Here is a 12,504-nt window from a genome sequence, read left to right on the forward strand (position 1 = left end):
GTCGTCCCGGCGAAGGCCGGGACCCATACTCCGCAGCAGTTGTTGTGAACGGGATTGCGGCCCCAGCATCGCGCAACAATACTCATTCAGGGCAATGGCTCCCGGCCTTCGCCGGGACGACGGCGAATTTTGTTGCGCCGCCTGTGACTGATGCTTTCGCATTCTCGCGACATGATTTGTCCGAGTCTTGCATTTCGTTTGCCCCTCTTCTTGAGTAGGGCGCAGGGAAAGCCGGTGCCGCGGGAGGGCTTGCGCCGTCGGGCAACTCAGTGATTGAGAATTTTGGCAAGGAAGCGTGAAGCAAAATTGAATTGCCCGACGGGTCGGGCCCACCTGCCTATAACAGGTGCAATTGTTAATCCCGCGAACGCCGATCCACTACTTTAGTTGCCTCCTCGCATGGCGCTCTGCGCGCGGTTTCACTTGCTGCGCGTTTTGTCGCGGCTATAGTCGCCGCGCAAGAGCTCGAAGCAGCCGACAAACGAGGAGTGAAACAAAGTGAAAAGATCATCCCGCGTGCCTTTTCATGCGATGCAGCATCTTGCCGGAGTCGCAGCCCTGGGGCTGGTCGCGGCAGCTCCGACCGGAGCGCTGGCCGCTGATACCCTCAAGATCGGCGTGATCGCCGAGGCGCAGGCGATTGCCGGTGCGTCGATCCCGCAGGCGGCTCAGATGGCCGCCGACGAGATCAACGCCAAGGGCGGCATCGACGGCCGCAAGATCGAGATCGTCTCTTACGACAATCACTCGTCCTCGGCCGATTCGGTGCGCGCGTTTCAGCGCGCGGTCAACGAAGACAAGGTCAACATCGTCATCGCAAGCTACATCAGCGAGGTGGTGCTGGCGCTCGAGCCCTGGGCCTCGCGGCTGAAGACGCCGTTTGTCACACCGGGTGCTGCCTCCAACGAGATCAGCAAGAGCGTCCACGCCGACTATGACAAGAACAAGTACACCTTCCACGGCTATCTGACCTCGGCAGCACTGGCGCTGTCGGTCTGCGACGCCGCCAAAGACCTGCTGGTCGATCAGAAGCACATGACGTCAGCGGTCGTCATGAGCGAGGACGCCGCCTGGACCAAGCCGCTCGACGTCGGCTACGAGGAGTGCCTGCCCAAGATCGGCCTCATGATGCTCGATCACATCCGCTTCTCGCCCGATACCACCGACTTCACGCCGATCTTCAACAAGATCGAGGGCACCAAGCCTGACGTCATCATCACCGGCATTTCGCATGTCGGCGTGCAGCCGACGGTGCAGTGGAAGAACCAGCAGGTGCCGATCCCGATGTTCGGCATCTCCTCGCAGGCGACCAACGAGACCTTCGGCAAGGACACCAACGACGCAGCGGAAGGCGTGCTCTATCAGGGCGTGTCGGGTCCGAACGTCGCGGTGACGCCGAAGTCGGTGCCGTTCGCCGAAGACTTCAAGAAGCGCTACGGCAACTATCCGTCTTATGCCGGCTATACCTCCTATGACGAGGTCTATTACATCGCCGATGCGGTGAAGCGTGCCGGCTCTGTCGACGCCGACAAGCTGGTCGACGCGCTGGAGAAGACCGATTGGGAAGGCACCATCGGGCGCATCCAGTTCTACGGCAAGGACGATCCATTCACCCATTCGATCAAGTACGGCAAGGGCCTGATCACCGGGCTGATGCTGCAGTGGCAGGGTGGCAAGCAGGTCGCGGTCTGGCCCAAGGAGGTCGCCAAGAGCGAGCTCAAGTTCCCCGCCTTCGTCAAGGTCACCTCGAACTAGCTGACGAAAATGCTCCCGGGCTTCTCCCGGGAGCATTTTTCTTCACTGCGATGTCCTCCCCAACAGGCAGCCCTGCTGCCGCGGCCAGTCATACATGCTTGCGTTACAAATCCTGATCGATGGCTTCGCCATCAGCGCGCTCTACGCCCTCGGCGCCACCGGCTTCACCCTGATCTTCGGTGTCTCCGGTGTCCTCAATCTCTCCCACGGTGCCATCATGGTGGCCGCAGCGGTCGCGGCCTGGGCCGCAGCCAGCGTGCTGCATCTCGACACCTATTCCGGCGCGCTGGTCGGCGTCGCCGTCGCGCTGATCATGGCATTCGCGACCTATTTCGCGGTCGTGAAGCCGATCCAGAATTCGCGGCGGATCCCCAACGAGGAGAAGGAAATCTTCGTTCTCACCGGCACCTTGCTGTGGGGGATCATGATCCAGGAACTGATCGCCTATTTCTTCACCAACAATGCCAAGACGGTGCTGCCGATCGTCGAAGGCGTCATCAATATCGTGGGCGTTCGCACGCCGCGGAACGAGATCTTCACCGCGATCGTGTGCTGCCTCGTCATTGGCCTGCTGTGGCTGCTGGTGAACCGCACCCGCACCGGCAAGGCGGTGCTGGCGGCCTCGATGAACCCGCGCGGCGTCACGCTGCTCGGGCTCGAGCTCAACCGCATCTATGTCGTGGTGTGGGGGATCTACGGCACCCTTGCCGGTATCGCCGGCGTGCTGCTCGGCATGTTCCTGGGCGTCAGCTCTTACAGCGTCGGCCCACTGACGGCGAGCGCGTTCTCGATCGTGGTGCTCGGCGGTCTCGGCAGTGTCTCCGGCTCGCTGATCGCGGCCTTCGTCGTCGGCTATCTCGAAACCTTGACGGCGTACCTGGTCTCGCCGGCCTACCGCACCATTCCGGCGCTGCTGCTGCTGGTCATCGTGATGTATATCCGGCCTCAAGGCCTGCTGGGGAGGCGCTGAGATGGCCCATTTCTTCACGTCGCGGTTGTTCTTCATTTCGCTGGCCTGCGTGGTCATTGCCGCAACGCTGCCGTTGTACGTCTCGGGCTATATCCTGGGGCTTCTGACCGTTGCCTTTTACTTCGGCGTGTTCGCGATGGCTTGGGACCTGCTGTTCGGATTCGCCGGCGAGGTCAATTTCGGGCCGACCTTCCTGATCGGGGTCGGCGCCTATACGGCCGGCATCCTCAACGCCCAATTCGGCTGGTCGGTGTATCTCTGCATCGTGCTCGGCGCGCTGGCCTCTGTTGTCGCGGGTTTCGTGCTGGCGCTGCCGGCGCTGCGGGTGAGGGGCCCTTATTTCGGCCTGACCACGCTGGTCGCGGTGCTGATGCTGCAGAACTTCATCGTGGTGTTCGCCGATCTCACCGGCGGCGAGATCGGCCTCACCATTCCCGATGTCATCACCATCAACGCCGGCGCGAATTACTGGATTGCGCTCGGCTTCATGACCATTAGCGCCGCCATCCTGTACGGCCTGTCGCAATCGCCGGTCGGTCTCGTGCTGCAGGCCAGTGGGCAGGACCCGGTGCAGGCCGGCGCACTCGGCTTCAACATCGTCAAGCACAAGCTCGCGGCCTTCGTCGTCAGCGCGTTCTTCTCCGGGCTCTCAGGCGCGCTCTTGGTGTTCTACTTCGGCACCGCGTCTGTCGGCACTGTGGTCGACGTCGCGGTCGGCGTGAACGTCATCGTCGCAGCGGTGCTCGGCGGCCGGCGCACCGTGCTGGGGGCTGCGCTCGGCGCGATCTTCCTGATCGTGGCCGGTGAATTCCTGCGCCCGACCGGCGAACTCGCGACCTTCATCGTCTCGGCCGTCGCGCTGCTCGTCGTGCTGTTCTTCCCCGGCGGTTTCCTCGGAGCGGCCTTGTCACGCGAGGCGCGCTCGTAATGGATCAGACTGTCACCACCACTCCCGTTCTCAGGGTTCGCGGACTCACGAAAAGATTCGGCGGCCTGACCGCCGTGAAGAACTTGAGCTTCGAGGTGCGCCCCGGCGAGATCCTCGGCCTGATCGGGCCGAACGGATCGGGCAAGTCGACCGCAATGAAGAGCGTGATGGGCATCGAGCGCCCGACCTCAGGTGAGGTGATCTTCGAGGGCGAGAACGTCGCCGGCCTGCCAGCGCACAAGATCGCGCGCAAGGGTTTTGGCATGGTGTTCCAGCACTCGCGGCCGCTGAACCGGCAGACCGTGCTCGAGAACATCATGGTCGCGTTGTTGCCTGACAGCCTGTTCATGCTGTTTCCCGACAAGGCGCTGACCGAACGCGCCAAGTGGATCGCCGATCGCGTCGGCCTGGGCGCCGTGATGGACCGCCGTCCGCCGACGCTTCCGTTCGCCGATTTGCGGCGGCTGGAATTGGCCAAAGCAATCGCGCGCGATCCCAAGGTCGTGCTGGTCGACGAGCCGTTTGCCGGCTTGACCAGCGGCGAAGTCGGCGGCTTCTCCGCGCTGATCCGCAGCTTCCGCGACGAGGGACGCGCGGTGATGCTGGTCGACCACAACGTCAAGAGCGTCGCCGCATTGGTCGACCGCGTGCTCGCGATGTATCTCGGCGAGGAGATCACGACCGGCCGGGCCGAAGACGTGATGAAGAATGAGACCGTGCGGCGGGTCTATCTCGGCGGCGCGATCGAGACCCATGCGCGGCCCGAAACCAGCTTCAAGGACAAGGTGCCGCTGTTGCAGGTCGAGAATGTCAGCGTGCATTACGGCAAGGCGCAGGCGCTCGAGAATGTCTCGATCCACGTCCATGAGGGCGAGTTCATCTCCATCGTCGGCCTCAACGGCGCCGGCAAGACCACGCTGTTCAACACCATCTCGGGCTTCCTGCCCTACACCGGCAATATCATCCGCGGGGGCGAGAAGCTTCGCGGCATCGGTCCGGCGAAGATCGCGCGCTCAGGCCTCGTGCAGTGCCCGGAATCGCGCGAATTGTTCGGCGAGATGTCGGTGCGCGAGAATCTCGACCTCGGCGGCCAGCATCTGACCGACGAGGCGCGGGCCAAGCAACTCGCCTGGCTGTTCGAGCTGTTTCCGATCCTCAAAGAGCGCCAGGGCCAGATGGCGCAGACGCTGTCCGGCGGCGAGCAGCAGATGCTGGCAATCGGCCGCGCGCTGATGATGCAGCCGCAGATCCTGATCCTGGACGAGCCGACGCTGGGACTGGCGCCCGTCATCCTCGAACTGCTGTCAAAGGCGCTGGAGCGATTGCGCCAGACCACCAAGATCACGGTACTGCTCGGCGAACAGAACGTGACCTTCGCGCTTCCCCATGCCGACCGCGTCTATGTGCTGGAGCACGCGCGGATCGTCTGGGAGGGCGATCCCGGCCGGTTCGCCGCGGAGGCCGGCGCTGACTTCCTGTAGGAGTTCTTATTTGACGCCTTAAACGCCGCTTCGCACTTCGCTCGAAAACGCTATGCTGACAATAACAAAGCCAAGAAAGGGAGATCATCATGTCACGCATTTCTACTGCCACTCGTGTTGGCGCTCTGTTGCCGCTCGCTTCAGCGCTCGCGCTCTGCCTTGCGGCGCCGGCCTATGCGCAGTCCAACGATCCGATCAAGATCGGTGTCATCGCCGAGGTGCAGTCGATCGCCGGTGCCGCGACGCCGGGCGGCGCGCAGATCGCGGCCGACGAGATCAACGCCAAGGGCGGCATTAACGGCCGCAAGATCGAGATCGTCAGCTACGACAACAAGTCTTCGTCAGCGGATTCGGTGCGCGCGTTCCAGCGCGCGGTCAGCGAGGACAAGGTGTCCGCCGTGATCGCGAGCTATATCAGCGAAGTGGTGCTGGCGCTCGAGCCATGGGCGGCGCGGCTCAAGATGCCGCTGATCACGCCCGGTGCGGCCTCGAACGAGATCACCAAGGCGATCCACAACGACTATGAGAAGAACAAGTACACCTTCCACGGCTATTTGACCTCGGCGGCCCAAGCGCAGATCGTCTGCGACGCCGCCAAGGACCTGCTGGTCGACCAGCTCCACTTCAAGACCGCGGCAATCATGAGCGAGGACGCGGCCTGGACCAAGCCGCTCGACATCGGCTACGAGGCCTGCCTGCCCAAGGCCGGGTTGAAGGTGGTCGAGCACGTGCGCTTCTCGCCCGATACCACCGACTTCACGCCGATCTTCAACAACATGGAGAGCAAGAAGCCCGACGTGATCGTCACCGGCATCTCGCATGTGGGGGTGCAGCCGACGGTGCAGTGGAAGAACCAGCAGGTGCCGATCCCGATGTTCGGCATCAGTGCGCAGGCGCTGAGCCCGACGTTCTGGGGCGACACCAACGGCGCGGCCGATGGCGTGCCCTCGCTCGCGGTGGCGACGCCCGATGTCGCGGTGACGCCGAAGACCAAGCCGTTCGCGGCGGCCTTCAAGGCCAAGTTCGGCACGCCGCCGGCCTACACCGGCTACACCGCCTATGACGAGGTCTACATCATCGCGGAAGCGATCCAGCGCGCCGGCTCGACCGATCCGGACAAGATGGTCGCCGAGCTCGAGAAGACCGACTTCGAAGGCACGATCGGCAAGATCCAGTTCTACGGCAAGGACGACGAGTTCACCCACGGCATCAAGTCCGGCCCCGGCAGCGTGACCGGCCTCGTGTTCCAGTGGCAGAACGGCAAGCAGATCACGGTCTGGCCGAAGGCGATCGCCGAGGGCAAGCTGAAGTTTCCGGATTTTGTGAAGCTGTCGCAGTAAGCAGGACGTCGCGGCCGTCATTGCGAGCGAAGCGAAGCAATCCATTTCTCAGCTTGCGGAGGCATGGATTGTTTCGTCGCTTCGCTCCTCGCAATGACGACGGAGAGGTCCATCGTGGTCGCCCCCACTACGCGCGCGTCTTTGGCGCCATCTGGATCGTGGGCGCGGCCGCGGCAAAGAGCTCGGCGCGATCGCCGCTGCGCGGCGGATAGATGCGCTCACGATTGATGGTCTGCTTGGTGAGCTTTGCGGCCGCGCCGGTGGTTCGGACCTCGCGGTCCCAGCCGGTGGTATAGAGCGCTCCCGAGGCGCCGAGATCGAGCACCGTCACATACCAGTCGATGGTGAGCGGCAGCAGCGGCTCGTCGAAGATATCAGCAATCACGTTATGTCCGGCGAACCGCCCCATCGGCCGGGCGAACTGGCAGGACATCACGGTCGCATGCTGGCCGTCGATCAGGCAGGAGGCGACGTCGCCGGCGGCAAACACGCCCGCGAGGCCGTCGGCGCGCATGAAGTGGTCGACCGTCAGGCGGCCGAGGCTATCGCGTGCGATCGGCAGATTCGCAGCGAGCGGGCTGGCACGCATGCCGGCGCACCAGACCACGGTCCGCGTCGGAATGATTTCGCCGGAGCTCAGCGTGATGCCGGTTGCATCGACGGCACTCACCCGGGCGTTCAGCCGGGTCGCGACGCCGATCGCAGACAGCGCCTCGTTGATAACAGGACGTCCATGCGCGCCAAAGGTCGCGCCGACCACCGGATTGGGATCGACGAGAATGATGCGGCGGTCACCGGTGATGCCGGCCCGTGCGAGCTTGTCTGGCATCTCGGTCGCAACCTCGATCCCGGTGAAGCCGGCGCCCACGACGATCACCGTCGCGCGGGCTTCTGACGGTTGCTGCTTGCCGAGCGCGGCGAGATGCGTGTCGAGCTTGATTGCCGCGTCATAGGTGTCGACGTCGAAGCCATGGGCGGCAAGGCCGGGGATTGCGGGGCGGACCAATTCGCTGCCCGTCGTCAGCACCAGCCGCTCGTAGCCCAGGACTTCCTTGCCGGCGCCTGTCCCGACCTTGACCTGCCGCTTCGCGGGATCGATCGCCTCGATGTCAGCGACCATGTGCCTGACGCCGACCGGATCGAGCAGGCCATCGAGCGGAAGCGCGACGTCGCTGAGGTCGACCTCGTAATTGCGAACCCGGATGTTGTGATAGGCGTTGCGGTCGACGACGAGAATGTCGGTGTCATCAGCCCGTGTGCCGATCTCGTCGCGCTTGCGCGCCGCGCCGAGTGCGGCCCACAGCCCGGCAAAGCCGGCACCCAGCACAAGGACACGCGCCATCTCTCCCTCCGGCTTTCGTTGGAGGCAGCTTGCGCGCTCACGCGAGGTCAAATCAAGTGGGTGAGGGCAGGGCTGTCAGCTGCGTAACCCCTCAGGTGCCCGGCCGCGAGACTTCGGTCTCCTTGCTAGTGATGAATTCCAGCAGCACCGGCACGCCTTCCCTGGTCTTCTGGATGCCGCGCTTGATGGCGGGGATGATGTCTTCCGGCTTGGTCACCCGTTCGCCATAACCGCCGAAGGCGCGGGCCATCGCGGCGTAGTCGCCGGAGATGTCGGTCGAGCGGTATTTCTCGGTCGAGATCGGCATCACCTTCAATTCGATCGCCATCGAAAAATTATTCAGCAGGATCGACATGATCGGAATCCGCTCGCGCACCGCGGTCTCGAAATCCATCCCCGTGAAGCCGATCGCGGCATCGCCCCAGACATTGATGCAGAGCTTGTCGGGTTTTGCCAGCTTGGCGCCCATCGCAAGCCCAAGGCCGTAGCCGAGCTGCGTGGTCTTGCCCCAACCGATATAGGACAACGGCTCGACCGATTTCCAGAACGGCGAGAGCTGATCGCGCGGGCTGCCGGCATCATGGGTGATGATGGTGTTGCTGACGTCGACGGTGTGCTGGAGGTCCCACAGCACGCGATAGGGATTGAGCGGCGCGTCATTGTGCGTCAGCTTCGGCATCCACTTCGCGAGCCACTCCTTGTGGGAGGCGGCGATCTCTTCGGTGACCGCGCTGGCGTTGCGGTCCGACGTCACGGTCTTGCCGATCTCCTCCAAGAGCGCGTCGAGCACCAGGCCGGCATCGCCGATCAGGCCGATCTCGACCTCGACATCCTTATTGATGTGGTTGGGGTCGAGCGTCGAATGGATGATGGTCTTGCCCTTCGGCATCGCAATGCCGAACGAGGTCTCGGTGAAGGAGCAGCCGATGCCGAAGATGACGTCGGCCTCGCCCAAAAATTTCGGCACCGCGCGCGGGACCGCAAGGCCGCCGGAGCCGAGCGACAGCGGATGGGTCTCGGGGAAGGATGACTTGCCGCCGAGGCTCGTGGTGACGGGGATCGCGAGCCGCTCGGCGAGGCGCTTCAGCTGCGGCCAGGCTTTTGCATAATGCACGCCCTGGCCGGCATAGATCACCGGCCGTTTTGCATTCACGAGCAGGGCGGCGGCCTCCTTGACGTGAACGGGGTCGGCGCCGTAGCGGGTGCGCAGCACCGGCGTGTAGTTCAAGGGCTCCGCGACTTCCTCGTTCCACATGTCGGCGGGGATTTCGACGATGACAGGGCCGCCGCGGCCGTTCTTCAGTTTTGTAAAGGCACGCCGAAAGATGTTGCAGACCTCGGCTGCGATATTGATCGGCTCCGAGGATTTCGAGAACGCTTTCATCGCCTGGCTGGAATTGAAGTTCGGCTCGATATTGGCGAGCCGTCGCGCATAGCCCATCGGCAGCACCAAAACGGGCACCGACTCGCCATAGCACTGCGCGACGCCGCCCATCGCGTTCTCGGCGCCCGGGCCGTGCTGCATGCAGAACGCGCCGATGGTTTGGCCCGAGGTGACGCGGGAGATCGCATCCGCCATGTGGATGCCGATCCGCTCCTGGCGCACCATCACCGGGCGGATGTCGGCATTGGCGGCGTATTCGATCAGGTGGTTGACCGGATAGCCACAGAGGATCTCGATGCCCTCGCGCTTCATGATTTCCGCGATCGCGGTGCCGAGCTTCATGGCGGTCTCTCCCCTTGGGTTTGGCCGGTTTGGTCCAGCCTCGTTGTCGTCCCGGGGGTAGAGGAACAGGATTTGAGAGGGCGGTAAAGCGCACCTGCGCCCGGATCAGGTAGTCCTGATATGCGTTTGCGGGCAAGAGAGGGCCAGCCGGCCGGCGAGGGGCGGCATGACGCCGGTCCAAAATAGGCTGCGAATCCCGTACAACCTTTAAGCGACCGTTCATCGTGTCCGTCAATGCGTCGTCAACCAATGTGTCCTAGTTTTGCTGGCGTAATTTCACGGCGCGGGAGAGTATCTGCGGGCGTCGACAGGAGCTTTCAATGCGTTCGTTGCTGGCAAGATTTTTCCGCGATGAATCCGGGACAACGGCTCTCGAATACGCCATCATCGGCGGCGGGCTCAGCATTATCATCGTTTATGCCGTCGGCGGTATCGGCACCAATCTCAGCGCGCGCTTCGCGTCCGTCAGCACCTCGCTGAAGTAGCGCCGCCCTTAGCTTTCTCCGCCATCGCCGTTAAGCGCGCGCAGCATCGCGATCCGCGCAAACATCAGCCAGCCACCGCCGGTTTCCGCCGCGTTGATCAGGTGCTCGACCGCGACCTGCCAGCGCTGCTCCTGCTGGGTCTTATCAGGCAATGTCATGATGTAGTCGGCGGCCTGCTGCAGCGTCACCAGCTGGCCACTGCGGCGGAGTGCGATCGGTTCGTCGAAGGGCGTCGACCAGGCATCTCAGATACGGCTGATCGGGAGCATCGGTATCAGCAGCCGCAAGCGCCCAATCAGCCGGCCTTCTTGGCCCGCCCGGTGGCCTGCGCGCGCGCCGGCTTTTCGGCCTTCTTCGGCTCCGGCCGGGCTGCTTCCTTGGGCTCGCGCTTGCCGCTGCCCGAGATCGGCAGCAGCATCTCGCGCTGGCCCTCGATGCGCTTCTTCGGCTTCTTGCCTTTCGCTTTGGCGATAGGCGGCGCCTGCTTCTCGTTGGCGAGGCTCTTCTTCAGCGCGTCCATCAAATTGATGACGTTGCCGCTCGCCTTCGCCGCCGGTTTGGCGACCTTGATGCCGTTGCGCTTCTGGTTGATCAGGTCGATCAGCGCCTGCTCGTAGCGATCCTCGAAGTCCTCTGGATCGAACTCGGCGGATTTCTGCTCGACGATATGCTTGGCGAGATCCAGCATGTCCTTGGTGATCTTCACGTCCTGGATGTCGTCGAAATAGTCCTTCTCGCTGCGCACCTCGTAGGGGTAGCGCAGCAGCGTGCCCATCAGCCCGTTGTCGAGCGGCTCGAGCGCAATGATGTGCTCGCGGTTGGTGAGCACCACGCGGCCGATCGCGACCTTGTCGAGGCTGCGGATGGTTTCGCGGATCACCGCGAAGGCGTCATGGCCGACCTTGCCGTCGGGCACGAGATAATAGGGGCGGATCAGATAGCGGCTGTCGATATCGGACCGGGGGACGAATTCGTCGATCTCGATGGTGCGCGTTGAATCCAGCGCGATGTCGTCGAGTTCGTCCTTGGTGACCTCGATATAGGTGTCGGTGTCGACCTTGTAGCCCTTCATGATGTCCTCGGTGGACACCTCTTCACCGGTCTCTGCGTCGACCTTGGCGTATTTGATCCGGTGGCCGGTCTTGCGGTTGATCTGGTTGAAGGAGACCTTTTCGGTATCCGACGTCGCCGGGTACAGGGCAACCGGGCAGGTCACAAGCGAAAGGCGCAGAAAGCCTTTCCAGTTGGCGCGGGGGGCCATGGCAAACTCCGATTACACAACCGACGGAACAGGCAAGAGTACCACCCGGGACCCCGGTTTGAAACATCGCGCCCCGCGGAATCTCGCAACGGCGTTAACCGTGGTTTTGGCCTGCGCTTGTTTGACGCGGGTGGCAGGCCGTGCACGCGGACGCTGCGGGCTCGGAACATCGCTCAGCATCATGCGTTGGCCTCTCGCAGCGGACGGCAATTGCCGGAAATTACAGGCACTTAAGCAGAGAGGTCGCGATGGCAACGGAACGACATGGTCAGATCGTCGAAACCCCGACCGAAGCGCGCCAGGCCGAGCCGGGCCCCTCGGTCCTCGCACTTCTCACGGCCTCGACGGGGCTCGCGGTCCTGATCCTCGGCGTCCTCTGGTTTGCGTTCTTCCGGGTGTAACGCCAGTCATTCGGCCTGCAAGAGTGCCCCGGCCGCGGCCGAGACCTGCGACGGACGGCAGAGCCGAGCGCTACCACCAAGCCCTGCCGCAAAAGAGACGCCCTCGTTAAAAAGAAAGGCATGTGAACCAGATTTCATCCTTTGCGCGAGTGACCTGCTAGGTTCGCGCCGTGGTGATGTGCTCGTTTGAGCGAAAGAGGGAGAGCGAAATGCGATCCATGGCCTTGGTTCTTGCGCTTCCGATTGTGCTCGGTTCCGCCGCCGCTGCTCTTGCGGGGACGGCAACGATGACGGGCGAGGCCTCCGCGCCCAAGACGATATCGGGGGTCACGTCCGGCTTGGTGTGCGATGATTATTCGATCGCCGCCTTCGACGTGCCGAGCTGCGCGGCGGGTGCGCTGTGCGCCAACCTCGGAAACAAGATCACATCGGCGGAGCTTTCTGGAAAACTAATCGAGCGGCAAGTGCTCCTATACGCTCAGCGTTCCGGAAAATAAGAAGTTTCTGATTTCTTTCGAGGGATCCAGGCACACGCCCAATTGTTCAGGAGCGTCGAGCGGCACGGTCCTTCTGTTCAACGTCACAAAAGGACCAAAGGGCCCGATCGACACGTCAGGCTTGCCGAGCGGCGTCGACCTCAGCGCGAATTACACGTTCGCCGCGCAATGCGTCGCGCCGCCGAAATGAATGGGCGGTGCGGTTCGGCTCTCGGACCTGCCAGTTCGACGTTGCGAACCTCCGAATAGGCGTGCTTCAAGCTCCCGAACCGGAGCCTCGAATGAGACCCGCAGCCTGATCGTGCGATGCTGATGCGG

Annotated in this window: 12 protein-coding genes; 8 read left to right on the forward strand and 4 right to left on the reverse strand. The window is 63.2% G+C overall.

Annotated features, from left to right (window positions below):
- Positions 1-531: 531 nt before the first annotated feature.
- From UP10_RS00610 to UP10_RS00630, 5 genes are all read left to right on the forward strand, one after another.
- Entirely contained in the window at positions 532-1,755 is a 1,224-nt protein-coding gene (locus tag UP10_RS00610) for an ABC transporter substrate-binding protein (protein WP_044585512.1), read from the forward strand.
- A 94-nt stretch (positions 1,756-1,849) separates the two neighbouring features.
- Positions 1,850-2,725, forward strand: a complete 876-nt coding sequence (locus UP10_RS00615; RefSeq protein WP_044585513.1) for a branched-chain amino acid ABC transporter permease — start codon at positions 1,850-1,852, stop codon at positions 2,723-2,725.
- Position 2,726: 1 nt separating this feature from the next.
- Positions 2,727-3,653, forward strand: coding sequence for a branched-chain amino acid ABC transporter permease (locus UP10_RS00620; protein ID WP_044585514.1), 927 nt, complete (start codon positions 2,727-2,729; stop codon positions 3,651-3,653).
- Entirely contained in the window at positions 3,653-5,134 is a 1,482-nt protein-coding gene (locus UP10_RS00625) for an ATP-binding cassette domain-containing protein (protein WP_044585515.1), read from the forward strand. The genes UP10_RS00620 and UP10_RS00625 overlap by 1 nt, the downstream gene beginning before the upstream one ends.
- An 89-nt stretch (positions 5,135-5,223) precedes the next feature.
- The gene (locus tag UP10_RS00630; RefSeq protein WP_044585516.1) at positions 5,224-6,474 is read left to right on the forward strand and encodes an ABC transporter substrate-binding protein; all 1,251 of its coding nucleotides are present in this window, start codon (positions 5,224-5,226) and stop codon (positions 6,472-6,474) included.
- A gap of 127 nt (positions 6,475-6,601) precedes the next feature.
- On the opposite strand, the gene UP10_RS00635 is transcribed toward UP10_RS00630, so the two are convergent.
- Both UP10_RS00635 and UP10_RS00640 read right to left on the reverse strand, forming a co-directional pair.
- The gene (locus UP10_RS00635) at positions 6,602-7,816 is read right to left on the reverse strand and encodes an NAD(P)/FAD-dependent oxidoreductase (RefSeq protein ID WP_044585517.1); all 1,215 of its coding nucleotides are present in this window, start codon (positions 7,814-7,816) and stop codon (positions 6,602-6,604) included.
- Between the two features lie 91 nt (positions 7,817-7,907).
- The gene (locus UP10_RS00640; RefSeq protein WP_349643950.1) at positions 7,908-9,614 is read right to left on the reverse strand and encodes a thiamine pyrophosphate-requiring protein; all 1,707 of its coding nucleotides are present in this window, start codon (positions 9,612-9,614) and stop codon (positions 7,908-7,910) included.
- A gap of 248 nt (positions 9,615-9,862) precedes the next feature.
- Between UP10_RS00640 and UP10_RS00645 the strand changes: the two genes are divergently transcribed.
- On the forward strand, positions 9,863-10,027 hold the full coding sequence (locus UP10_RS00645; protein WP_044537342.1) for a Flp family type IVb pilin: 165 nt from the start codon (positions 9,863-9,865) through the stop codon (positions 10,025-10,027).
- A gap of 8 nt (positions 10,028-10,035) precedes the next feature.
- Here UP10_RS00645 and UP10_RS00650 read toward each other — a convergent pair whose 3' ends face one another.
- Together UP10_RS00650 and ku are read right to left on the reverse strand one after the other, a co-directional pair.
- The gene (locus UP10_RS00650) at positions 10,036-10,242 is read right to left on the reverse strand and encodes a forkhead box protein (protein ID WP_044585519.1); all 207 of its coding nucleotides are present in this window, start codon (positions 10,240-10,242) and stop codon (positions 10,036-10,038) included.
- Between the two features lie 80 nt (positions 10,243-10,322).
- On the reverse strand, positions 10,323-11,288 hold the full coding sequence (ku, locus tag UP10_RS00655) for a non-homologous end joining protein Ku (RefSeq protein ID WP_044585520.1): 966 nt from the start codon (positions 11,286-11,288) through the stop codon (positions 10,323-10,325).
- 248 nt (positions 11,289-11,536) lie between these two features.
- On the opposite strand from ku, the gene UP10_RS45065 reads away from it, so the two are divergent.
- Together UP10_RS45065 and UP10_RS00660 are read left to right on the forward strand one after the other, a co-directional pair.
- On the forward strand, positions 11,537-11,689 hold the full coding sequence (locus tag UP10_RS45065) for a hypothetical protein (RefSeq protein ID WP_197086699.1): 153 nt from the start codon (positions 11,537-11,539) through the stop codon (positions 11,687-11,689).
- A 209-nt stretch (positions 11,690-11,898) separates the two neighbouring features.
- Complete coding sequence (locus UP10_RS00660) at positions 11,899-12,186, forward strand: hypothetical protein (protein WP_156179582.1); 288 nt, start codon at positions 11,899-11,901, stop codon at positions 12,184-12,186.
- Positions 12,187-12,504: the final 318 nt, after the last annotated feature.

It is taken from the genome of Bradyrhizobium sp. LTSPM299, assembly GCF_000938235.1.
Lineage (GTDB): Bacteria > Pseudomonadota > Alphaproteobacteria > Rhizobiales > Xanthobacteraceae > Bradyrhizobium.